Origin of the sequence: Arthrobacter vasquezii, assembly GCF_029455255.1 — a bacterium.
Classification (GTDB): Bacteria; Actinomycetota; Actinomycetes; order Actinomycetales; family Micrococcaceae; genus Arthrobacter_D; species Arthrobacter_D parietis.
In genome coordinates, this window is the sequence record NZ_JAROKN010000028.1 from 1 (window position 1) to 23,042 (window position 23,042).

At 64.0% G+C, this 23,042-nt stretch carries 24 protein-coding genes; 11 read left to right on the forward strand and 13 right to left on the reverse strand.

Going from position 1 to position 23,042, the window contains the following annotated elements; translation table 11 throughout:
• The first annotated feature begins 141 nt into the window (after positions 1–141).
• The gene (locus tag P4U43_RS10925; protein WP_277358763.1) at positions 142–510 is read left to right on the forward strand and encodes a C40 family peptidase; all 369 of its coding nucleotides are present in this window, start codon (positions 142–144) and stop codon (positions 508–510) included.
• Here P4U43_RS10925 and P4U43_RS10930 read toward each other — a convergent pair.
• Complete coding sequence (locus P4U43_RS10930) at positions 507–1,523, reverse strand: universal stress protein (protein WP_277358764.1); 1,017 nt, start codon at positions 1,521–1,523, stop codon at positions 507–509. The two genes, P4U43_RS10925 and P4U43_RS10930, sit on opposite strands and share 4 nt — an antisense overlap.
• A 263-nt stretch (positions 1,524–1,786) precedes the next feature.
• Here P4U43_RS10930 and P4U43_RS10935 point away from each other — a divergent pair, with 263 nt between their 5' ends.
• A complete protein-coding gene (locus P4U43_RS10935; protein ID WP_277358765.1) occupies positions 1,787–2,479 on the forward strand; it encodes an FAD-dependent monooxygenase in 693 nt (230 codons plus the stop codon).
• An 8-nt stretch (positions 2,480–2,487) separates the two neighbouring features.
• Here the strand turns inward: P4U43_RS10935 and P4U43_RS10940 are convergent, their stop codons facing one another.
• Entirely contained in the window at positions 2,488–3,147 is a 660-nt protein-coding gene (locus P4U43_RS10940; RefSeq protein WP_277358766.1) for a copper resistance CopC family protein, read from the reverse strand.
• Between the two features lie 114 nt (positions 3,148–3,261).
• Here P4U43_RS10940 and P4U43_RS10945 point away from each other — a divergent pair, with 114 nt between their 5' ends.
• Positions 3,262–4,692, forward strand: a complete 1,431-nt coding sequence (locus tag P4U43_RS10945; protein ID WP_404800727.1) for an NCS2 family permease — start codon at positions 3,262–3,264, stop codon at positions 4,690–4,692.
• A gap of 11 nt (positions 4,693–4,703) precedes the next feature.
• Here the strand turns inward: P4U43_RS10945 and P4U43_RS10950 are convergent, their stop codons facing one another.
• The 5 genes from P4U43_RS10950 to P4U43_RS10970 are packed head-to-tail and all read right to left on the reverse strand — an operon-like array spanning position 4,704 to position 7,496.
• Positions 4,704–5,540: a spermidine synthase gene (locus P4U43_RS10950; protein ID WP_277358768.1), complete on the reverse strand. Its 837-nt coding sequence runs from the start codon at positions 5,538–5,540 to the stop codon at positions 4,704–4,706.
• Positions 5,541–5,571: 31 nt separating this feature from the next.
• Entirely contained in the window at positions 5,572–5,886 is a 315-nt protein-coding gene (locus tag P4U43_RS10955; RefSeq protein WP_277358769.1) for a TM2 domain-containing protein, read from the reverse strand.
• Between the two features lies 1 nt (position 5,887).
• Positions 5,888–6,442, reverse strand: coding sequence for a GNAT family N-acetyltransferase (locus P4U43_RS10960; RefSeq protein WP_277358770.1), 555 nt, complete (start codon positions 6,440–6,442; stop codon positions 5,888–5,890).
• Between the two features lie 59 nt (positions 6,443–6,501).
• Positions 6,502–7,146: an O-methyltransferase gene (locus P4U43_RS10965; RefSeq protein WP_277358771.1), complete on the reverse strand. Its 645-nt coding sequence runs from the start codon at positions 7,144–7,146 to the stop codon at positions 6,502–6,504.
• Positions 7,143–7,496 carry a thiamine-binding protein gene (locus P4U43_RS10970; RefSeq protein WP_277358772.1) on the reverse strand — a complete coding sequence of 118 codons (354 nt, stop codon included), beginning with the start codon at positions 7,494–7,496 and terminating at the stop codon, positions 7,143–7,145. Before P4U43_RS10970 ends, P4U43_RS10965 begins: the two co-directional genes overlap by 4 nt.
• Before the next feature lie 135 nt (positions 7,497–7,631).
• Between P4U43_RS10970 and pta the strand changes: the two genes are divergently transcribed.
• Together pta and P4U43_RS10980 are read left to right on the forward strand one after the other, a co-directional pair.
• The gene (gene pta, locus P4U43_RS10975) at positions 7,632–9,725 is read left to right on the forward strand and encodes a phosphate acetyltransferase (protein WP_277358773.1); all 2,094 of its coding nucleotides are present in this window, start codon (positions 7,632–7,634) and stop codon (positions 9,723–9,725) included.
• On the forward strand, positions 9,722–10,849 hold the full coding sequence (locus P4U43_RS10980) for an acetate/propionate family kinase (RefSeq protein ID WP_277358774.1): 1,128 nt from the start codon (positions 9,722–9,724) through the stop codon (positions 10,847–10,849). Before pta ends, P4U43_RS10980 begins: the two co-directional genes overlap by 4 nt.
• 50 nt (positions 10,850–10,899) lie before the next feature.
• Here P4U43_RS10980 and P4U43_RS10985 read toward each other — a convergent pair whose 3' ends face one another.
• Both P4U43_RS10985 and P4U43_RS10990 read right to left on the reverse strand, forming a co-directional pair.
• Positions 10,900–11,211: an AzlD domain-containing protein gene (locus P4U43_RS10985; RefSeq protein ID WP_277358775.1), complete on the reverse strand. Its 312-nt coding sequence runs from the start codon at positions 11,209–11,211 to the stop codon at positions 10,900–10,902.
• Positions 11,208–11,927, reverse strand: a complete 720-nt coding sequence (locus tag P4U43_RS10990) for an AzlC family ABC transporter permease (protein ID WP_277358776.1) — start codon at positions 11,925–11,927, stop codon at positions 11,208–11,210. The genes P4U43_RS10985 and P4U43_RS10990 overlap by 4 nt, the downstream gene beginning before the upstream one ends.
• A 102-nt stretch (positions 11,928–12,029) precedes the next feature.
• Between P4U43_RS10990 and P4U43_RS10995 the strand changes: the two genes are divergently transcribed.
• Positions 12,030–13,205, forward strand: a complete 1,176-nt coding sequence (locus tag P4U43_RS10995; protein ID WP_277358777.1) for a zinc-dependent alcohol dehydrogenase — start codon at positions 12,030–12,032, stop codon at positions 13,203–13,205.
• A 66-nt stretch (positions 13,206–13,271) separates the two neighbouring features.
• Here P4U43_RS10995 and P4U43_RS11000 read toward each other — a convergent pair whose 3' ends face one another.
• Entirely contained in the window at positions 13,272–15,077 is a 1,806-nt protein-coding gene (locus P4U43_RS11000) for a glycoside hydrolase family 15 protein (RefSeq protein WP_277358778.1), read from the reverse strand.
• Between the two features lie 12 nt (positions 15,078–15,089).
• Entirely contained in the window at positions 15,090–15,980 is an 891-nt protein-coding gene (locus P4U43_RS11005; RefSeq protein WP_277358779.1) for a glycerophosphodiester phosphodiesterase family protein, read from the reverse strand.
• A gap of 132 nt (positions 15,981–16,112) precedes the next feature.
• Between P4U43_RS11005 and P4U43_RS11010 the strand changes: the two genes are divergently transcribed.
• On the forward strand, positions 16,113–17,318 hold the full coding sequence (locus P4U43_RS11010; protein ID WP_277358801.1) for a DUF445 domain-containing protein: 1,206 nt from the start codon (positions 16,113–16,115) through the stop codon (positions 17,316–17,318).
• Between the two features lie 2 nt (positions 17,319–17,320).
• Here P4U43_RS11010 and P4U43_RS11015 read toward each other — a convergent pair whose 3' ends face one another.
• Positions 17,321–18,094 carry a hypothetical protein gene (locus P4U43_RS11015; protein ID WP_277358780.1) on the reverse strand — a complete coding sequence of 258 codons (774 nt, stop codon included), beginning with the start codon at positions 18,092–18,094 and terminating at the stop codon, positions 17,321–17,323.
• Positions 18,095–18,198: 104 nt separating this feature from the next.
• Entirely contained in the window at positions 18,199–18,465 is a 267-nt protein-coding gene (locus tag P4U43_RS11020) for a GlsB/YeaQ/YmgE family stress response membrane protein (protein WP_277358781.1), read from the reverse strand.
• Between the two features lie 297 nt (positions 18,466–18,762).
• Here P4U43_RS11020 and P4U43_RS11025 point away from each other — a divergent pair, with 297 nt between their 5' ends.
• From P4U43_RS11025 to P4U43_RS11040, 4 genes are all read left to right on the forward strand, one after another.
• Positions 18,763–19,020, forward strand: coding sequence for a DUF6458 family protein (locus P4U43_RS11025; protein WP_056545827.1), 258 nt, complete (start codon positions 18,763–18,765; stop codon positions 19,018–19,020).
• A 215-nt stretch (positions 19,021–19,235) separates the two neighbouring features.
• Positions 19,236–20,003: a DeoR/GlpR family DNA-binding transcription regulator gene (locus tag P4U43_RS11030; RefSeq protein ID WP_277358802.1), complete on the forward strand. Its 768-nt coding sequence runs from the start codon at positions 19,236–19,238 to the stop codon at positions 20,001–20,003.
• On the forward strand, positions 20,000–20,980 hold the full coding sequence (locus P4U43_RS11035; protein ID WP_277358782.1) for a 1-phosphofructokinase family hexose kinase: 981 nt from the start codon (positions 20,000–20,002) through the stop codon (positions 20,978–20,980). Before P4U43_RS11030 ends, P4U43_RS11035 begins: the two co-directional genes overlap by 4 nt.
• 17 nt (positions 20,981–20,997) lie before the next feature.
• Complete coding sequence (locus P4U43_RS11040) at positions 20,998–23,040, forward strand: PTS fructose transporter subunit IIABC (RefSeq protein WP_277358783.1); 2,043 nt, start codon at positions 20,998–21,000, stop codon at positions 23,038–23,040.
• Positions 23,041–23,042: the final 2 nt, after the last annotated feature.

The window sequence follows — 23,042 nt, forward strand, 5'->3', positions numbered from 1 at the left end:
TTTCCGCCGCGACCGGCACCCCACCCTGCACCCGCACCTGCACCTGCTCCCACGCCGGCACCTCCTCCGCCGGCACCGGCACCCGCTCCGGCACCCCAGCCTGCACCGGCTCCTGCTCCGCCTGCAGTGAATCCCGGCGGAGTGGCGGCAGCCGTCAGTTACGCCCGTGCGCGCGTCGGAGCGCCCTATTTCTATCAGTGGGGAGGCAACGGTCCGCGGGGTTATGACTGCTCCGGGCTGGTGCAGCAGGCCTTTGCCTCAGGAGGCATCTCACTCCCGCGTACAGCGTCCGCGCAGTTCTACGCGGCACAATCCCATGTGCCGCTGTCGCAGGCACAGTTCGGTGACCTTGTCTTTTGGGGCGAGGGCGCCGGCATCTGGCACGTTGCCATCTACGTAGGTAACAACACCGTGGTCAACGCCCTGAACCCCTCACAGGGCATTCTCGAGGTGAATCTCGCGAATATGAGCGGGATGGGCGCACTCAACCCGCTCGCTGCGCGGTTCTAGGCGACCATCGGTCCGAAGTTTGCGCGGTCCGTCAGGCGAGGATCCTCCCTGTCCGGCACCACAAGAACCGGGCCTTTCGCGTGGTGCAGCACGCCCTGGCTGGTGGAGCCGAGCAGCATTCCGGCGAATCCGCCGCGGCCGCGGGTGCCAAGCACAACCAGCTCGGCCGTCCGTGATGCCTCGATCAGCACCTCAACGGGAGGCCCGTCGAGGAGTTCCACTGATATGTCCAGTTGAGGGAAATGGCTCTGCAGCCATGCCTTCCCCGCGTTGAGTTGAACCATGATCTCCGCGTGGAGTGCGTCCCGGTCAACCGGGGTGGGCATCCATGCAAGTGAACCGGTGAAGGGCGGCAGTGAACACACCACCCGTACGGGCAGACCACGAGACTGCGCCTGCTCGGCTGCAATCAGCGAAGCCATGCGCGCCTGCTCGGAGCCGTCAACTCCGACCACAACCACCTTTTCGATCTCTTCCGCGCGCGGGCACGGCTCGCCCTTCGGTTTCGGTGCGGATACGCCGGCCTCATCGAGCCTCGGGGCACAGTACAGCGGTACAACCACAGTGGGGCACTTTGAGTGCGCCGGCAGTGCGGCGCTCACGGAGCCAAGGAGGCGTCCAACGAAGCCTCCCCTGCCACGCGAACCCACAACCATGAGTTCGGCCTCCTCGGAGAGCTCAAGGAGCACACCTGCGGCATCACCGCTCTCCACCCGCGGCACAATTTCGATGTTGTGGTGACCGGCTATCTTGCTGATGGACTGATCGAGGACCGCCTGCGCCCCCTCCCGGATCACCGAATCATCCACGGTTGCGTAACCGGCATCCATGCTCGACGCCGCGAAGACCGGGACGGTATAGGCAGTTACTACATGGAGTGGGCAGTGGCGGCGCTCGGCCTCCTGTGCCGCCCAGACGAGAGCACACATGCTCTGGTCGGAGCCATCAACCCCCACAACCAGTCCGCGCCCCTGGGAATGCCACGGCGCCTCCGGCTTATGAGCCTCACTCATGGTCCGCCTCCTCGCGGTTGAACCTCAATTGACACCTTCGCTCAGCCGTCCAGATATTTCTAGCCTACTCTCCAGTAGGAGGACTATTCAGCACCCAAAAAGTTATATAGGCTTCGAGAATCGTTATCGGGCGGATGGTCTCCACAAAGGTTCCCGCCCGCTTTCAGTGCGCTTGGTTGACCCGTTCGCAGCCAAGTGTCCGCACAGCCCGGAAGAGGCGCCGGGCTGTGCGGAATTCTCCTTCGTCCAGGAGGTTTTCATCGATGCTGCCGAAGCCGATCGACCACGTCGCCGCTGATCCTTCCGTGCCCTCAGCCGCAGAGATGACCACCACAGTGGTGATTGGCTCCGGGTTGTCCGGGCTGGCCGTTGCCAGCGAGCTGAGCCGGCGCGGCGTGCAGTCCATCGTGGTCGAGAGCATCGAATGCCTGAACTCCGGGCCAAACCGAACCGTAATGACGGACTCGGTGTCGCTGTCCGAACGCACGGAACTCCTGCGGCTGCTGCGCTGCTACGCGTCAAGCCATTCACTGGACATCCGCCAGGAGACGGTTGCTGAGGGACTGTGCATGGTGGGCTACTCCCAGCTTCTTCCGGCTCCGGTACTCGGGTCCAAGAAATGGGCGGTGCAGACGCGGAACGGCGTCCTGCTCGCAGACCACGTGGTCTTGACCAAGTATCCACAGAACCAGCTGCGCCGTTTCGTGCAGTCCCTCGGCCTCGCAGTGGGAATCGACATCAAAGCGGCGCTTCGGGCTATCGGTCTCTACCTCATCGGGGTGGGCGAGATGCTGACGCCGACAACTCGGGAAATTGTCCGGCAGGCCAAGGTCATCAGCGACTCAATTGTCTCGCAGGGAGCTCTCGCGGCTCAGGTGATCCAGCCAGTGAAGGCTTCCGTGATGGCCGCCGCTGTTGCCGGATCAACCAGGCGTCCGCCCGCAATCAGCGCCTGAGAAGGTGCCTACGCGGCGTCGTCGTTGTTGCCCTGGGTGAGGCGCCGCCTGGCTCCAAGTGCCAGCACCACAGCGAGCGCAATCAGCACCGCAATCATCAGGATGACTCCCCAGGAAAGACCGGAGTCTGCCGCCGGCTCCTGGTCAAGCGCGCCGGGGTCAGCTGTTTCGATCGGGCCTGCTGTACCCGCGGACGCCTCAGGCGTCCCCGCAGCCTCAGACGCCTCGGCAGCAGCGCCTGCCGTAGCCGTGAAGTCGAAGGTACCTTCAATCGGGTGCGAATCAGAGGACACCACACGCCAGTTCACCGTGTAGGTTCCGGCCGGCGCCCCGGCGCGGATCGCCTGTGTGGCCACGGTGTCAGTGATGGAGACCTCGCCCTCAGCCCAGTCTTCGCCCGCAGCATCAAGCACCTGAACCTGCGAGCCGATGGTCGCAGGAACATTGGTGAACGTGAGTTCAATCGCCTGAGGCATTGTCTTGAGCGTTGCACCCGGCTCCGGAGTCGAGGAGCTCAGCTCATCATGCGCTGACGCAATCGAGGCTGATCCCAGGACTAACGCGAACGCAACCAGAAGTACGCCGGCCAGGAGCACGGCGGTGCGCTGAACGGAACGCGCACCCGGAATACGCGCCGCGCGCGCTGCAACTACTGCGGAAGGCTTCATGCCTTAAGCCTACGGGAGCGAACTGGCAGGATCCTGAATCCGCCATTGGATAGACTCCTTGAGCGAAACTCCCCCACCAACAGAGGAATACCCGTGCCTGAACTGCGCACCGCGATGGACCGCTACTTCCAGCTCACCGCTCGCGGATCAACCTACTCACGTGAAATCAGGGGCGGCATCGCCACGTTCTTCGCGATGAGCTACATAGTGGTGCTCAACCCGCTGATCCTCGCTGGAGCGGACGCAAGCGGAGGCAGCCTCGGGTTTGAACGTGTGGCGGCAGTGACCGCGCTCGTCGCGGGACTGCTGACCATCCTCATGGGCGCCTGGGCCAAGTATCCCTTTGCTCTTGCCACCGGGCTGGGCGTCAACGCCTTTGTGGCCATCACGGTTGCCACCAATCCGGAGCTCACCTGGCCGGAAATGATGGGCCTTGTGGTTCTTGCCGGCCTGACCATGCTGGTGCTGGTCCTGACGGGCTTCCGTACCGCAGTCTTCAATGCCGTGCCGGAGAGCTTGAAAACAGCGATCGTCGTCGGTATCGGGCTCTTCATCGCACTGATCGGACTGGTGAACGCCGGTTTTGTCCGGCGTATCCCAGATGTTGCGGAGACCACCGTGCCGGTCGGGTTGGGATTCGGGGGCGTACTCCTCGGCTGGCCCACCCTGGTGTTCGTATTCGGCCTGATCCTGACCATCGCACTGGTGGTCCGCAAGGTTCGCGGCGGCATCCTGATCGGTGTCATCGCCGCCACCATTCTGGCCGTCATCATCGAAGCCGTGGCGAACGTCGGGCCGAGTGTGGGACCGGACGGCTCCAACCCACAGGGCTGGTCGCTCGTTGTTCCGGAGCTTCCTTCCGGGGCCTGGATCGGCCTCCCCGACCTGAGCCTGGTCGGCAGTGTCAGCGTCTTCGGGGCGTTCGGCAGCCTCGGCGCCACCGCCGCCCTGCTGCTCACCTTCACCATCCTGCTCAGCATCTTCTTCGACGCCATGGGCACCATGGTGGGCCTGGCAAATGAAGCAAAGCTGGTGGACAACCGGGGCAACATCCCCGGCGTCGACCGCGTTCTCATTGTTGACGCTCTCGGAGCGGTGGCCGGCGGGGCGGGATCAGTCTCTTCCAACCAGATCTACGTCGAATCGGGCGCCGGTATCGGCGAAGGCGCGCGCACCGGCATCGCCAACATCGTGACCGGCCTGCTGTTCCTCGTGGCCATGTTCTTTACGCCGCTGATCTCGCTGGTGCCGTTCGAGGCAGTGGCGCCTGCCCTCGTCGTCGTTGGTTTCATGATGGTGTCCCAGGTGGGCCGGATTGACTGGCAGGACTGGGGAATCGCCATTCCCGCGTTCCTGACGTTCACGCTCATGCCGTTCACCTACTCGATCGCCAATGGACTGGGCGCCGGGTTCATCGCGTACGTCCTGGTCCGCACGTTCCAGGGCAGGGCCAGGGAAATCCACCCGCTGATGTGGGCCGTGGCAGGTGCATTCGTGGTGTTCTTCGGGATCGGCCCGATCGAGCAGCTGCTCGGCGTCGGCTGACCCACCCGTTGCTAGTCGGTGAGGACTGCCGCGCCACTGATGAAACGGGTCACCTGCGCATCCCGCCACAGGTGCGCCGGCACTCCGCCGCCAAGCAGCTCACGAGCCAGGCCGGGATCCTCCCCAAGTGGAGCATCGCTTCCGGCAAGAATCACATTCCCGTAGCGCCGGCCCTTGAGCATTGCGGGGTCCGCAATGATCACGGTATGGGTGAAGGCAGCGGAGATGGTCGCCGCCTCGCGCCGCGCCATCCCCAGGTCCGGGAAATCCCCGCAATTGACGACATAGACCCCGGCCGAATCCAGGACACGCTTGGCGTGCTCAACAAACTCGACGGTGGTCAGCGGGGCTGGAGTGCGGCTGCCCGCGAAGACGTCCCGGATGATGAGGTCCCGGCTACTCGCGGACAGTGCCTCAGTGACTTTGCGCGCTTCGCCAACACGGATCCGTAGCAGCGGTGCACGCGGCAGGTCGAACCACTCACGCACCAGGCCCGCGAGCGCGCCGTCGAGTTCCACGACCACCTGCCGCGCATCGGGAAAGGTCACGGCAAAACTCCGCGCCAGCGAGCAGGCCCCGCCACCAAGATGCAGGGCGCGGAGCCGGAACGTGGACGGCCACTGGGACGTTACCAGCGAACTGATCCAGCGCATGTACTCGAAGTCGAGCCGGGCAGGATCGGTGAGGTCGATGTGGGAACTCGGCACACCATTGATGTGAAGCACCCAGCCGTTGGGATTGAAGCGGTCGTGGACGAGCTCACAAGTGCCGGTGTCGATGGTGTGAATGCCGGGAACCGGACCGCCGTCTGTGCCCGCTGTTTCCCTGCGCTCGCGCTGGCGTCCCATTGATCCTTACGCTTTGCCTGGTGCCGTTCGGCTAGTAAGGACGGACGGCACCCTGGTGGTGCAGGTGTGCGTTGACCTGCCGCACCCTGCCCGGAATGGTGAACAGGTCAATGACCATCATGATCCACAGCGGGATCAGGAACAGGAACCCGAGAACAAACCACGCCGTGGCGTAGCCAATGAGACCCAGGCCCAGGTAGAGGAAGCCCATCCCGTTCTGGCGCAGGTAGAACTTGTGGGCGCCGAAGTTTCCGAGCAGGAACCAGAGCAGGTAGGCGAGCCAGCTTTCCTTCGCGGCGTAGACCACCACGTGTTGAGAAGGCTGGTTGCCGTAGTAGTTGGACACGTCATTCCCCTGTCAGTTGTGAACCTGATGCCGAAGCGCTGATGCGCGGCGGCTCGACGGCGCAGGCAGCGCGCACCATCCGAATCTCATGAAGGCCGTTCCACCGTTCGGAGAGTTGTTCCCGCTCTCCGTCCGGAGCGAAGCCGAGCTTGCGGTAGAAAGCGATGGCGCGTTCGTTGCCCTCCAGGACCCAGACGCACGCGGCGGCATCGCCGATAGCGGCATCGGCGAGCGCCCGGCCCAGACCGGTGCCGTAATACTCCTCCAGCACGTACAGCATAAAGAGTTCGACGGCGGCAGGAGGGTTATCACCCCGCGCCTCACCGCCTGCTGCAATACCGACGATCGCGCCGTCGTCGTTGACCGCTACCAGCGGTACGCTGCCGCTCTCATCGAATCCCTGTCTCCACGCTTCGGCGATGGCTTCGATGCCGTCATCCAGGCCATCGAGGACTTCTTCGCGCACCTTCCCCCGGTAGGCCTGGCGCCAGCCCTGGTTCTTCATGCGCAGCGCAGCTTCGGTCTCGTCGATGCGGAGCGGACGGATGGTGGCCATGCCGTTCATGCTATCGGGAACGACGACGGTCACTCGCCTGCAGCGGTTGTAGTTGCGTCCTAGTTGACGATGGCGACCGCAAACCCATCCCAGTCCTTGGACCCAACTGTCTGCAGGGCAGTCGCATCAAGGCGCGGGTGGCTACCGAGCAGTTCCAGCGCCCTGCGGGTGCCCTGGATGTCTTCGTCGCCGTTCTCGTCCAGCACGCTGCCCCCGCGCACCACGTTATCGAGCACAATGACGGATCCCGGCCGGGACAGCTTCACCGCCCACTCCAGATAGTTGGGGTTGTTCGCCTTGTCCGCGTCGATGAAGAAGAGGTCATAGGGCCCTTCCAGCGTGGGAAGCGTCTCCAGTGCCGCTCCCACGTGCACGGTTACCTTGTGCCCGACGCCGGCCACCTCCAGATTGCGCCTGGCCACCTCTGCATGGGCGGGCTCATACTCGCAGGTATCAATGGTTCCGCTCTCGGGAAGACCGCGTGCCAGCCAGGTGGTGCTGAAGCCGCCCAGCGTACCGATCTCCAGGACCCGCTTCGCCTGATGGATACGGGCAAGGAGCATGAGGAACTTGCCCTGCCCGGCAGTCACTTCAATGGCAGGCATACCTGCGTTGCGGGTATTGTCAACGGCCGCAAGGAGAGCGGCGTCCGGTTGGACCACCGTGCGGTTCAGGTAGCTGTCAACCTCTGTCCAGTTACTCATGAGTGGCCCTGGTACTCGTCCATCTCATCAATCGCGCGCTCGAGGCGCTCCACTTTTCCGCTGAGCTCGCCCGTGTGGCCGGGACGGATGTCCGCCTTGAGCACCAGGGAGACGCGGCTGCCGTACTTGGCCACTGCCTCCGTAGCGCGTCTGACCACGTCCATGACCTCATCCCACTCACCCTCGATCTCGGTGAACATGGAACTGGTGGAGTTCGGCAGGCCGGAGTCACGCACGATCTTCACGGCTTCGGCTACCGCGGCGTGAACCGAACCGTCCCCGTTTTCGCTGGTGTCCTGACGTGCGCCGCTGGGCCGGCCGGAAGGTGCAACTGAGAAGGCTACGAGCATGGGAAACAGTCTGTCAGGTTTGGCCCCACCGGTCACCCGTTCCGTACGTCGAGGGTGAACCGGCAGTCCGGAGGGTGACGCAGGCAGCAGGCGCCGGGCAGTGACTATGCACCGTCGATCGTGCAGGATGAAGGAATGACCACCCGCGGAATTTATGTCAGCGCCATGGCCCCCGGGTCAGGCAAATCGCTCATCTCCCTGGGGTTGGCCAGCATGCTGCAGGGGCACGCGGACAGGATCGGCTTCCTTCGCCCAATCTCGGAAGCGGAAGACGGCAACGATGATCCGATGGTTCTCCTCATGCGGCGCGCGTTCGGGCTGGATGAGAAGACCGCCAGGAGCGCCATGACGCGGGCGGAAGCCCGGGCCCTGCTCGTGTCCGGCGAGCGCGAGGAAATCGATGCGCGTTCCGTCTCCGTGTACAGCGAGATGGCGCAGTCCTGCGACGTAATCATCGTGGAGGGGACGGACCTGAGCGGGCAGGACGCCGCCGTCGAGTTTGATCTGAACGCACGGCTGGCCAACAATCTGGGCGCCATGGTACTTGCCGTGGTAAGCGCAAAGGACATGACCTCCGCTGAGGCAGCTGACGCCGTCGACGTCGCGCGCAGGGAACTGGACGCAGCGGAGGTGTCGCTGCTGGCCATGATGGTGAACCGTGCGGCAGAGAGCGCCGTAGAGGCCATCCGCGATCAGGTGCGCCCGGGGAAGTCCGGCCGCCCGGTCTACGTCATTCCCGAAATGAGCGAGATCTCCCAGCCGACAATGGCGGAGGTTGCCGGCGCCCTGGACGCGCGTCACATCGCCGGCGGCGCCAGCCTGGAACGTGATGTCTCCTCCATCCGCGTCGCTGCCATGAACGTTGGCCACTTCCTGGAACTGCTGACCGACGGCGCCCTCGTGATTGTTCCCGGAGACCGGGCGGACGTGCTGGTGGCAACTGTGGCGTCGTCGTTCTCGCCTGAGTTTCCCGTGCCCTCCGGCATGATTCTCACCGGTGGTCTGACGCCGGACCCCAATATCCTTGCCCTGCTTGCCCATGCCACCTTCCCTGTTTTCGCGGTCGACGACGACACCTACACGGCCGCGAAGCGCGTCAGTGAGGTGCGCGGCGAGATTGCGACCGGCTTGCGGCGCAAGGCTGCCGCCGCACTTGGTGTGTGGGCACGGCAGGTGGATGCGACGGAGCTGCTGGAGCGCCTTGAGCTGCCCCGGCCGGTGAAGATGACTCCGCTGCGGTTCCTGCACGAGCTGATCGAGAAGGCCCGCGCGGACCGTAAGCATGTGGTTCTACCCGAAGGCCTGGACGAGCGGATCCTCCGCGCCGCTGAGATCCTGCGCCGCCGGGATGTCTGCGACCTGACAATCCTCGGACCGGAGGGACAGCTGCGCGAGCGTGCCGCCGGCCTCGGTGTGGACCTGACCGGGCTCACCCTGCTGGACCCGGCAACCTCGGACCTGCGCGAGGAGTTCGCTGCGGAGTACGCGCGGCTGCGTGCGCACAAGAACGTCTCGCTCGACGACGCCCGGGACCGCATGCTCGATGGCTCCTACTTCGGAACAATGATGGTTCAGCTGGGTTACGTTGACGGCATGGTCTCCGGCGCCGCGCACACCACCGCGAACACCATCCGGCCCGCGCTTGAGTTCGTGAAGACGAAGGAGGGCGTGAAAATTGTCTCCTCCGTGTTCCTGATGCTGCTTCGTGACCGCGTGCTGGTGTACGGAGACTGCGCCGTCAATCCGGATCCCACCGAGGAGCAACTGGCGGATATCGCTGTGGCGTCGGCTGAAACGGCTGCCCAGTTCGGGGTTGAACCGCGCGTGGCCATGCTCTCCTACTCCACCGGAGAGTCGGGTTACGGAGGCGCAGTGGACGAGGTGCGGCGGGCCACGGAGCTGGTCCGCTCGATCCGCCCCGACCTGCCGGTGGAGGGGCCCATCCAGTACGACGCCGCCGTAGACGCCTCCGTGGCAGAGTCCAAATTGCCCGGGTCGTCGGTCGCGGGGCAGGCAACCGTCTTCATATTCCCCGATCTGAATACAGGCAACAACACGTACAAGGCGGTTCAGCAATCAGCCGGTGCGGTCGCCGTGGGGCCGGTGCTTCAGGGCCTGCGCAAGCCGGTCAATGACCTGTCACGGGGCTGCACCGTCGAAGATATTGTGAACACCGTCGCCATCACCGCCGTGCAGGCGCAGGGCACACCAGCGCAGGAGGCGCCATGATCATCCTCGTCATCAACTCGGGCTCGTCATCGCTCAAGTACCAGGTCCGGGATTCCGTGAGCGGGGAGCGCCTGGCCAACGGGCTGATCGAGCGCATCGGCGACACCGCGAACGGCGGCCCGAAGGATCACACCGAAGCGCTGGACCGGGTCACCGAGGAGCTGGACGCCAAGCTGCAGGGCAAGTCCATCGACGCCGTCGGTCACCGCGTGGTTCACGGCGGCGAACGGTTCAGCGAACCAGTGCTCATCACGAATGAGATCATCCGCGCGATCGACCGGCTCAACCCACTGGCCCCGTTGCACAATCCTGCCAACGTGCAGGGTCTGCGCGCCATTGCCGAGCGGTGGCCGGACATGCCGCAGGTGGCAGTGTTTGACACGGCCTTCCACCGCACGCTGCCCGAGCATGCGTGGCGGTACGCCGTGCCGGATGAGCTGTACAAGAAGTTCGGCATCCGCCGGTACGGGTTTCACGGCACCTCCTTCGAGTACGTGACTCGGCACGCCGCCGAGCTGCTCGGGATGCCGCCAACCGAATTCACGGGCATCATCGCGCACCTGGGCAACGGCGCGTCCATTACTGCTGTGCAGGATGGCCAAAGCATTGATACCTCGATGGGGTTCACTCCGCTGGAGGGACTTGTCATGGGAACCAGGTCCGGCGACATCGACCCGTCGATCCTGCTGTTCCTCAGCCGGGAGGGCTACATGGAGAAGGATCTCGATCAATTACTCAACCGCGGGTCCGGCTTGAAGGGCCTCACAGGCCACAATGACATGCGTTCCATCGAGGAGTCCGGGGACGCTGCCGGCACCATGGCGCTGGAGATCGCCTCCTATCGCCTCGCGAAGTACATCGGCGGGTACCACGTTGCTGTTGGAGGCGCGCAGGCGCTCGTGTTCACGGCGGGCATCGGGGAGAACTCCTGGCGTTTCCGGGAGCGGGTGGTCAAGCGTCTGGGCGCCCTGGGTGTCTACATTGACGACGCCGAAAACCAGAAACCGGGCGGCTCGCCGCGGGAGATCAGCACAGAGGAATCGGCTTTCCCGGTCCTCGTGGTGCCCACAGACGAAGAGGCGGCTATCGCTGAGGCGACTGCCGCCGTCGTCGGCTCTGTCTAGATCCCTGCTAGTGAGCCACTCGGCACACGCGAGCGGCCGTATTCACGGGGCTAGGGGGCGCCAAGCAGACGCGCCAGTGCCGCGGCGCCCGCCCCCACGAGGACGACGACGAGGAACGGTGCCCGCAGCCACAGCGCCACCCCTGCTGCGACGAGGGCCGCGAGGCGCGCATCAATCACCAGGGATTGCCCGCTCGAAAAGGTGTTCACGACGGTCAGTGACGCGAGCAGCCCGATAGTCAGCGTGCCGGCGACGCGGGTCATGTGCGGGTTCTCCATGAGGCGCGCGGGCACCAGATAGCCGGCGAGCTTCGTGAGATAGCTGATTCCGCAGGCAATGAGGATCCAGATCCAGAGGTTCACCGGTGTCCTTCCGTGGGATAGGGCTCGACATCGGGCTCCAGGCCCTCGCGCGGGGGACCGGAACTGAACCAGCCGGCCAGCGCAGCTACCGCGGCGGCCACCAGGATCGGGATGCCCGCAGGCACAAAGGGGACGGTGAGCAGGGTAACCAGCGCACAGACCACGGCGATGGCCGCCGGCTCCCGCGCCTTCAGCCGGGGCCACAGCAATCCGAGGAATGCGGCGACCGCAGCGCCGTCCAGGCCCCATTGCGCAGGATCACCGAGTGCGTTCCCCAGTAGCGCGCCCGCAAGGGTGAAGACATTCCATAGAACGTATATACCGATCCCTGCAACCCAGAACCCGCGCGCCTGCTCCTGGGGATCGCTTTGTCCCGTGGCCGTCGCCGTCGATTCATCAATGGTTACCTGGGCGGCCGCGAAACGGCGCAGGCTGCGCGGCCGGAGCATCGCGTTCATCTGCATGCCGTAGACGGCGTTGCGGATACCGAGCAGGGAAGCCGCGGACATCGCGGCCGCCCCGGTTCCGCCGCCTCCCACCACGCCGATGAACGCGAACTGGGAACCGCCGCTGAATAACAGGAGACTCAGTGCCATGGTCTGCAGGAGGTCCAACCCGGAGGCGACTGACAGGGCACCGAAAGACACCCCATAGAGGCCGGTAGCCACGGCAATTGACAGTCCAACCCGGACAGCCGGGGATCTCGATAACTCCACCGGCCAAGCGTATGCCGTTCCGCCTATGGGGTTCACTTCCGACGGAATCCCGGCAATACTGAGTATAGTCAGCATGCTTACCAACCCCTTGGAGAGACCAACATGAAGGCACTTACCTGGCAGGGCAAGCGATCGCTCAGCATCGACAACGTTCCTGATCCGCGAATTCAGGAGCCCACGGATGCAATCGTTCGCATCACTTCAACCGCGATCTGCGGATCTGACCTCCACCTCTACGAGGTGCTCGGTCCGTTCATGAACAAAGGGGACATCCTTGGCCATGAACCAATGGGCATCGTGGAAGAGGTGGGAAGCAGCGTAACCAACCTCACGCCCGGAGACCGCGTGGTCATCCCGTTCAACGTAGCGTGCGGCCACTGCTGGATGTGCAATCAGGGCCTGCAGTCCCAGTGCGAGACCACCCAAAGCAGGGACAAAGGCACTGGCGCGAAGATGCTCGGGTATTCGGAACTGTATGGCTCCGTGCCGGGCGGCCAGGCCGAATACCTGCGCGTTCCGCACGCAAACTACGGGGCCGTCAAGGTGGGCAGCGAGCTGCCCGACGAGCGCTACCTGTACCTTTCCGATATCCTCCCCACCGCCTGGCAGGGCGTGAAGTACGCGGACGTGCCCGACGGCGGGACCCTGGCCGTCTTCGGTCTTGGTCCCGTTGGCCAGTTCGCCAGCAGGGTCGGCAAGTACCTCGGTCAGCGGGTAATCGCGGTTGAGCCCGTGGCGGAGCGCCGCGCAATGGCAGAGCGGCACGGCATCGAGGTTGTCGACTTCTCGAAGAATGTCGGCGATGAGCTTCGGGAAATGACCGACGGGCGCGGCCCGGACGCCGTCGTTGACGCCGTCGGCATGGAGGCACATCACTCACCCCTCGGCGCCTTCGCACAGCAGGCCGTCGGGCTCCTCCCTGACGCTGTAGCCAAGAAAGCCATGGAAACAGCCGGAGTGGACCGGCTGAGCGTCCTGCACGCGGCGATTGATGCGGTGCGCCGGGGCGGAACTATATCAATCAGCGGCGTGTATGGCGGCACGGCAAGCCCCATGCCTCTGCTGACCATGTTCGACAAGCAGATTCAGACACGCATGGGTCAGTGCAATGTCCGCCGGTGGACCGATGAACTGCTTCCCATCGTGGAAGACCCCTCGGATCCGCTGGGCGTCATGGATCTCAAGACCCACGAAGTTCCTCTGGATGAGGGACCGGCTGCCTACGAAACCTTCCAGAAGAAGGAGGACGGCTGCATCAAGGTGGTGCTCAAGCCTTAACCGTCCACCGTTCATCTGACAGGACACGCCCCTTATGATCCTTCATAAGGGGCGTGTCCTGTGAAATCAGTGCGCGAGGGAGACCTGCTGGGCCGCGTGGATCGCATCGGCGGCCCGCACCAGCCCCAGGTGGGAGAACGCCTGAGGGAAGTTCCCGGCCATCCTGGCGTTTCCGGCGTCGTACTCCTCGGACAGCAGGCCAAGCTGGTTGGCGTAGCCCACCAGCTGGTCCATCAGTTTCTTGGCGTCCTGAAGCCTGCCGGTATGCGCATACTGCTCAACGAGCCAGAAGGAACAGGCAAGGAACGGGTGCTCGCCGGGCGCCAAGCCATCGATTGATGATTCGGTGCGGTAGCGGAGTAGCAGCCCATGCTCATCGAGCAGCTCTTCTTCCAGCCTCGCAACCGTGCCGATCATCATCGGGTCGCCGTAATCAACGAATCCGACCTGCGGCAGCTGCAGCAGTGATGCATCCACCAAGGTGGTGCCGTAATACTGGGTGAAAGAGTCCACCTCCCTGCTGAAACCCTGCTCAAGGATCTCGATGCGGAGCTCATCCCGGAGTTGCTCCCATCGGTCTGCCTCACCCTTGAGACCGTGTTCGCGGACCGCGCGGGCTCCGCGGTCGAACGCGGCCCACATCATGACGCGGGAGTGCGTGAAGTAGGCCGGCTCACCGCGCATCTCCCAGATACCGTGATCCTTGGCGCTCAGGTGTTTCTCCAGGAACCCCAACAGTGCATGCTGCAGCGGCCAGGAGAATTCGTCTTCCTTCACTCCGCGCTTGCGCAGCTTTTCCAGGGCAACCATCACTTCACCGACGACGTCGGCCTGGTATTGGGTCACGGCCCCGTTGCCGATCCGAACTGGAGCGGAGTCCGCGTAACCCGGCAGGTGCCCCAGGACTTTCTCGGGAAGGTTCCGCTCACCCGAAACGCTGTACATGATCTGGAGATCCTCGGGGTCGCCGGCAACCGCACGGAGCAACCAGTTCCGCCATTCCGAGGCCTCATCCTCGTAGCCGTGCGTCATCATCGCTTCGAGCGTCAATGCGGCGTCACGTAGCCAGCAGAACCGGTAATCCCAGTTACGCTCGCCGCCGAAGGCCTCGGGCAGCGACGTGGTGGGGGCCGCGACGATGCCGCCGGTGTCTTCATGCGTCAGGGCACGCAGCACCAGGAGTGAGCGCTTGACGATGCCGTCATACTCGCCCTGCTTCTCGCAGCTTTCCGCCCAGCCCTGCCAGTAGTCGATGGTTGCCTGCAGTGTGACGTCGAAGTCCAGGGGCGTCGGCTGCGGACGGTGGGATGGGTACCACACCAGCTCGAGGTCCACCTTTTCACCGGCTTCGACGGTGAACTCTCCCACGTGGCGGTGATCGGCGGCGCGCGGAAGATGGGTGCCACGCAGGAGCAGGGCATCCGGCCCGGCCATCGCGAGAATTCCGGGACCGCCCTCCTCATGGGTACGCCGCACCCATGGCAGCACCTCGCCGTAGCCGAAGCGCACTACAAGCTCCTGGCGCATCGGCACTGATCCGCTGATTCCCTCGATGCGCCGTGCAAGGGATGCGCGCCGGTCATGGATGGGCATGTAGTCGGTCACCAGGACTTCACCGGCTTCGGTACGCCATCTGGACTGCAGTACGAACGTGGAGTCGATGTACTTCCACTCCACCAGCTCCGCAACACCGGCGGCGTGCGCCGGCGCCACGAGCCAACGTCCGTGATTGTCATTGCCCAGCAGCGCGGAAAAAACCGACGCCGAGTCGAACCGAGGGTAACAAAGCCAGTCCACGCTCCCACCCCGGGAAACGAGCGCACCGGTATGAAGATCGGAAATCAGCGCGTAGTCCTCAATCGGCATAGCCATGCGATAACTCAATCACACCCGGCCGGTCGAGGACTCCCCTTTGAGCCTGCCAAGAACATGCGCCGGACGGTTGGTAGTGATCTCCTGGGCGCCGAGGTCGCGGAGGAGGTCTATGTCGTCGTCAGCGTCAACCGTCCACACCCGCAGGCGAAGCCCGGACTCGAGCCACCGCGCAACCCGGTCCGGATGCGCACGCACGTACGCGATGCTTGGCCCGGCGATTCCCACCGCTCCACTCGCGATGATGCGCTCGCCCTCGTGCAGCGCGCGCCGGAGGAGGTTCATCACGGCCGCAGCGGTGAGTGGGCCCAAAGTTTCGCGCACGTCATCAGGCTGCACGTCGGCCACCAGCTGGCAGACGACGTCGGCGGGCACGCGCTCCAACAGGTGGCGGACCGAGTCGGGATTGAAGCTCATGAAAGTGATGTGCAGGTTGGCGAGCCGGGAAGTCTCCGGGTCATAGCCCTCCCTCATCAGGAAGGCGATCAGCCGTTCCTCCAGCTTGAGCCCGAAGGGGCTCGGGTGCTTCAGCTCGATGGCCAGCTCAAGCTGGCGTCCGTCCGTACGCAGGAGATCCAGCAGGTCTTCGAGCGTGAGCAGCTGATCGGCCACACCGCCATACCCTGGCGGGATATTCGCCCCCTTCCATGACGCGAAGTCCAGTTCACGCAACTGTCGCAGCGTATGATCTCCCACGTCGCCCGTTCCGCTGGAGGTGCGGTCCAGCGTGGTGTCGTGAATGCAGACAAGTTCCAGGTCCTCAGTGAGGTGGACGTCGCATTCCACCCCGTCAGCACCTTCCGCGAGCGCCTGCAGAAAAGCAGCGCGGGTGTGTTCCGCGTACTGTTCGCTCGCCCCGCGGTGCGCGAAAACCAGGTGCTTCACTGCTCGTTGTTCTGCCACAGGCCTTACGCTAGCGAATCGGCGGCGTGACTGTCCTCCGGACGGCTGGTTAGATGGGAATTCAGCATCGATGCGGAGGACTAAGTGAGCATTGCGTTGACCGATACGGAGCGCGCCGCGGGTCTGAGGCGGATGAAGACCGTTGCGACGGGCCTGCTCGCCATCATGGCGGTGATTTTCCTGATCGCCTTCGCCCTTCAGGAGCAGTACCCGTGGTTGCAGTACGTCCGCGCTGCTGCGGAGGGCGGCATGGTGGGAGCCCTGGCCGACTGGTTCGCCGTGACGGCCCTGTTCAAGTACCCGATGGGGCTCAAGATTCCCCACACGGCGATCATTCCGCGCAAGAAGGACCAGATCGGCACATCACTGGGGCAGTTTGTGGAGGAGAACTTCCTGTCGGAGTCCGTGGTGCAGCAGAAGCTTTCCTCACTCGGCCTCGCCCAGCGCGCCGGCGCATGGCTCTCCCGGCCGGAGGGGGCAGACCGCGTAGCCGTGGAAGGTGCCGCCCTGATCCGCGGTGCTTTCACCGTGCTGGATGACGACGCCGTCCAGAAGGTCATCGAATCAATGGTGCGCAAGCACGTGGTGGACCCACCGTGGGGGCCGCCGGTCGGTCGCATGGCAGAGCGCGTCTTCGAGGAGGGACACCACCACCGGCTCGTTGACCTGCTGGTGGACCGGGCAGCCGAGTGGGTGGACGGCAATTACGACGTCGTTTCCAGCGTTGTGTCCCAACGCTCACCCACATGGGTGCCGCACTTCGTGGACGGGCTCGTCGGCGACAAGGTTTATGTGGAGTTCCTCAAGTTCGTTCGGGCGGTCCAGGCGGATCCCCAGCACGATGTCCGGCTCTCCATCGACAAATACCTCAAGGACCTCGCCCAGGATCTGCAGCATGATCCGGTCATTATTGCGAAGGCCGAGGAAATCAAGGCCGGCATCCTTGATGACCCGCGTCTGCATGATGTTGCCGCACGGGCCTGGTCCACCATCAAGACAGCCCTCCTGGAAGCAGTCAATGACCCTGATAGTGAACTGACCCGAAACTTCAAGGCTGCGGTCCGCGACTTCGGGCGGCGTCTCACCACGGACGAGGATCTTGCGCGCAAGATCAACACGTGGATTTCCGACGGCGCCGGTTACCTCGTGCGGACCTACCGAAGCGACATCGCGGGCATCATCTCCGAAACTGTGGAGCGCTGGGACGCCGAAGAAACCTCACGGAAGATCGAACTCCAGGTCGGTAAGGATCTTCAGTTCATCCGGATCAACGGCACCGTGGTCGGCGCTCTTGCCGGACTGGGCATCTTCTCATTGGCGCACGCGCTGTTCGGCTAGCGTCAGGGCTGCGGGCCGTTACCGGTCTCCGGGAGCTTCTCGAGCTCCGTGAGCAGCTCACCGGGGATGACGGTGGGCGGTGGACCGAAGGCTTCCCGGGTTGCCTCGATGACCGTACGGCCCATCTTATGGTTGGCCACCCCGCCCACAGCTGCGCCTACCCCGAACGGGAGCGCCCGGCCCAACAGGGCGCCGCCCTGGCGCGCGAGCATGCGCTTGAGGAAACGCTTGCGGATGCTGGCGCCGATGCCGCGTACTGCGGAGGAGGACATCGACCCCCCGACCACGTTGCCCCAGTGACGCGTGACCCCGCCCGCTGATGACCCGATGGTCGCCTGGATGAGAGCCGAGCCTTCCTCACCCATGAGGATGGCCATGACGAGAGTGCGGGCACGTTCCGGATCCTCTGTGGAGATTCCGTGCAGCTCCGCGACTGATTGTGCATAGAGCGCCGTTGCCTCCAGAAAACCGACGGTGGCGGCGGCGGAAAGTCCCAGCGAAACCACTGTTCCAATAGCCGGGACGACGGCGGTGCCACCGACAGCTGCTCCTGCGGTTGTGATCGCAACGAGATAGTCGCGCTCCAGTTTTGCGTTCAACTCGGCACCGGTGGCCGTTGGGTTTTTTCTGCGCAATCGCCGCAGGTTGGCGAGAACCAACGGTCGTTGAATATCGATAGCCCGTTCCACCGCGCGCTGGATGCCCGGCTTTGGTTGGCCGTTGCGGTCGAATACCGCTCCGCTGGCAAATTTCCCCGCGGGGTTGAAGCGTGCCATAACTGATCCTTCCGTCGAGATGTTCAAGTTTGGGCGAGCGCTTGCTCAACGCAAAACGCCCCGTCGGATGGGGGCCGGCGGGGCGTTTGGTCGATGTACCCGGTTTATGCGTGCGAGCGATTCTTGGTGATCGCTCCGTAAACGAGGAGAACGATGATCGCGCCGCCGATGGCCAGCAGCCACGAGGAGATCGAGAAGAACTCGTTCACGCCGACATTGAAGAGGAGGTTACCCAGGAAGCCTCCGAGGAGGGCCCCAATCACGCCCAGGATCAGGGTCATGATCCAGCCGCCGGCCTGCTTGCCGGGCAGAATCAGCTTGGCGATGGCTCCCGCAATAAGGCCGAGAAGAAGAAATGCCAGGAAATTCATGAAGTGCTCCTTTATCGAACTTCTAACTGCGCAACATATATGTCGATTTCGACGATGCACCGGAGTGCAACTGCACACTACCTTACTTGATAAGTGAGCTTAGTAATAGCATACGCCTCACCGGTGGAACTATTAAACTCCTGCTCGGCGACTTTGCAACCCCTTGTAATCGAAACTTCACCAGAAACGGGATCGACAGTATGCTGATCACGTGGCGCTTATATTCCGGCAACCCGCCGTGGCTACTGGGACTAACAGAAGAATTCCTGAAGCGGGTCAAATCAAGGAGTGGTTGGCATGAGAATCGGTTCCTCCATTGTCCTCATTGCACTTGGTGCAATATTGGCCTTCGCAGTCTCAGATAATCTGGTGAACTTCATCGACCTCACCCTGGTGGGTTACATCCTGATGGGGGTCGGCATTCTGGGGCTAATCATTTCGCTCCTTATGAATGCTCCCCGCAACCAGAAGCGGGTCAGCGAGTCGCGTACCGTCCAGGACCCCAACACCGGCGAGCGGATCACCCGAAACGAGACCCGCGACGGCGGGATCTGACCGAACCTGTCAGCGGGGCTGCCGAGCAGTCCGTACAAGAGAAGCCATCAGCGCCGTCGGCGCTGGTGGCTTCTTCCTTTTCGCGCCCTCTCCGAGGAACTGCCATAAGCAGATCTGCCTTTCCTTCCGTTTTCCATTGACACCCAAACAGAAACACAGATAGAGTCACTGAAACGGAAATGGTTGTGACGGCAGTCACGCAGCGAGGAGGAACGGTGTTCGCCGAGGAACGCTATAACAGGATCGCAGCGCTGGTTATGTCCGAGGGCCGGGTAACTGTGGCCCAGCTGGCATCGCGGTTCAACATCACCAAGGAGACTGTCCGGCGCGATCTCGCACTGCTGGAGAAGGACGGGCTCCTGCGTCGGGTACACGGCGGTGCCGTTCCGGCCGCCAGCGCAAGCACCACTGAGCTCAGCCTCACAAGCCGTGAAGGCCGCAACCAGGCAGAGAAAGCACGCATCGCCAAAGCCGCGCTGACAATGGTTCCCACCGAAGGTTCGATTGTGCTGGACGGCGGAACCACCACAAGCAGCCTCGCTGCACTCCTTGCGCAGGAAGCTGGGAACCAGCTCCTCGTCATCACCCACTCCGTACCGGTCGCCTCCACCCTGATCGGCTCATCACTCCAACTGGAATTCATCGGTGGCCGGGTCCGCGGCCTGACCAGTGCCTGCGTCGGCAGCGGCACTGTTGCGCGCTACAGCGGCTTCCGCCCGGACGTCGTTTTCATCGGAACCAACGGAGTGCACCCGGAATTCGGGCTCAGCACTCCTGACCCGGAGGAGGCCTCTGTGAAGGCAGCAATCGTTAGATCCGCTCGCCGCGTCGTCGTACTGGCGGACGCGTCGAAATTGAACACAGAGACGCTCGTCAGCTTCGCCGAACTTGGCGACATAGACGCCCTGGTCACCGACGCCCAGCCGGACACCGGTTTCACCCGCGCCCTCGCCGAGGCGGACGTCGAGCTGGTCATCGCATGATCATCACGCTCACAGCCAATCCCAGCCTGGACCGCACTATTGAACTCGCCGCCCCCCTGGCCCGCGGTGCGGTGCAGCGTGCAACGGCCAACCGCCAGGAGTCGGGCGGCAAGGGAGTCAACGTCTGCCGGGCCCTGTCCGCCGGCGGCGCCGAGGCGCTGGCAATCCTTCCCGGCCACGAGGATGATCCGGTACTCACCGGTCTCCACTCCGCCGGTGTCCCCTACCGCAATCTGCCCATCGCGGCAGCACTTCGCAGCAATGTCACGCTGACGGAGCCGGATGGCACCACCACCAAAATCAACGAGCCCGGTCCGGCACTGAACCAGCGGGAAGCTGACGCCCTTATTGACCTGGTGGTGGAACTGTCCGACGACGCCCGCTGGCTGGTCCTTGCAGGGTCCCTTCCGCCGGGCCTTGCCCCGGATTATTACGCTGAAGTCGTTCGCGCGGTAAGGAACCGCCACGGCGACCGCGCTCCACTGATCGCTCTGGATGCGTCCGAAGCAGCGCTCATAGCGGCGATCGAGAACAACGCCGCTCCGGACCTCCTCAAGCCGAACGCCGAGGAACTCTCCCAGCTCACCGGCCTTGGAGTTGGAGACAGCCTCGAGGACCAGCAGGACCTCGCGGTCGAAGCAGCTACCCGGCTGCTCGCCCGCGGCGTCCGTTCGGTCCTTGCAACCCTCGGTTCCAAGGGCGCTCTTTTGGTTACCGCCGACGGCGCGTGGCACGCACAGCATCCACCCATCACAGCAATCTCCACCGTCGGCGCCGGAGACTCCGCGCTTGCCGGCTACCTCCTGGCGCAAACCCGCGGCGCCAGTGCCCCCGACTGCCTGCGCCAGGCGGTGGCTCACGGCTCGGCTGCTGCATCCCTACCGGGTTCAACAGTGCCGGCCCTGCACCAAACCACACCGGACGCGGTTACGGTCCGGGTGCTCGCTTCAACCCATGCTTCCCCCAACCACCCATAACCTCCAAAGGAACTCCCATGTCCGCAATGATTACGCCCGAACTTGTCGTTCTCGACACGTCGCTGGGCACTGACCGCGCCGGCGTCATTCGCCGGCTCGCCGAACTGGTGGTGGCGCAGGGCCGCGCCGACCAGGTGGAAGGGCTTTTCGCCGATGCTCTGGCCCGCGAGGAAAAGACAGCCACCGGCATCCCCGGCGGCATCGCCATTCCGCACTGCCGGTCCACTGCCGTTCTTGAACCGACCCTGGCGATGGCACGCCTTGAGCCGAAGGTGGACTTCGGCGCCAAAGACGGCCCGGCAGACCTGGTGTTCTTCATAGCGGCTCCGGAAGGCGCCGACCAGCAACACCTCAAGCTGCTGTCGAAGCTCGCCCGCTCCCTGATCAAGAAGGACTTCACCGCCGCGTTGCGCTCCGCATCCACCGAGCAGGAGGTCGTGGCTCTGGTGGAGGAAGCCCTCGAAGCCGCTCCTGCCAGGAAGGAAGGCGGCGCTACTGCCGTGAAGCCTGAGTCCGCGGACCCGGGAACCACAACGCCGCCGGACGCAGCCCGGACCAAGCGACTGGTCGCCGTGACCGCATGCCCCACAGGTATTGCCCACACCTACATGGCAGCCGACTCACTCGTCGCCGCGGCCAAGGAGCGTGGCATTGACCTGCAGGTCGAGACGCAGGGCTCCTCAGCATCCACTCCCCTCGACCCGTCAGTGATCGCTGCAGCGGATGCAGTAATTTTCGCCGTCGATGTCGACGTCCGGGACAAGCACCGGTTCGCCGGCAAGCCGGTCATCAATGCGCCGGTCAAGCGCGGCATCGACGAGCCGGGAGTCATGGTCGAGGAAGCCATCGCCGCGGCAGATAACCCCAATGCCCGCCGAGTTGCCGATTCCTCCATGCCTGGGTCCGACGACGACGGCCCTCGTGAAGGTGTCGGCGGCCAGTTGAAGCGCGCGCTTCTTACGGGCGTCAGCTACATGATCCCGTTCGTTGCAGGCGGCGGGCTCCTCATTGCCCTGGGCTTCCTCCTCGGCGGGTATGACATCACCGGATTCGCTGATGACATGGTGGTCAACAACAGCCTCTGGAACCTCCCTTCCGAGTTCCCCGAGACAGCCCAGGGCGCTCTCGGCGCATACCTCGGGGCGGTGTTCTTCAAGATCGGTTCCCTGTCGATGGGCTTCCTGGTCCCAGCCCTGGCGGGCTACATTGCCTACGCACTCGCTGACCGTCCCGGCATTGCCCCGGGCTTCGTTGCCGGTGCTGTTGCCGGCTTCATGGGCGCGGGTTTCCTGGGTGCGATTGTCGGCGGTCTCCTGGCCGGCTACGTCGCCATGAAGATCGGTAAGCTGGCAGTTCCCCGCTGGCTGCGCGGCCTGATGCCGGTAGTGATCATCCCGCTGGTGGCGTCGATTGTGGCCTCCGGCCTCATGATCCTTATCCTGGGTGGTCCGATTGCCGCCCTGACCGTTGCGCTCAACGATTGGTTGTCGGGTTTGACCGGCACCGGTGCGGTTCTGCTTGGCATCATCCTCGGGCTCATGATGGCAATTGACCTCGGCGGTCCCATCAACAAGGTTGCCTACGCCTTCGCAGTCGCCGGCCTCGGCGCTGGAGCCATCGACAACCAGGCTCCGTGGCAGATCATGGCGGCCGTCATGGCCGCCGGTATGGTCCCGCCGCTGGCAATGGCCTTGGCCACCGTGATCGACCGCCGCCGCTTCTCCCTCGCAGAGCGCGAGAACGGAAAGGCTGCATGGCTCCTCGGCTCCGCGTTCATCTCGGAAGGCGCCATTCCGTTCGCTGCCGCTGATCCGCTGCGCGTCATTCCCGCCGGAATGCTGGGAGCCGCGGTCACCGGCGCGATGATCATGGGTACCGGAGTCACCTCCCAGGCACCGCACGGCGGAATCTTTGTATTCTTCGCAATCGGTAATGTCGTTATGTTTGTTCTATCGATTCTCGTGGGCATGGTCATCTCGGCCCTTGCCGTGGTGGCCCTGAAGCGGTTCGCCGTGCGCAAGCCGGCCCCGGCCGCCGCCTCCGAGTCGGTTGCCGCATAGTC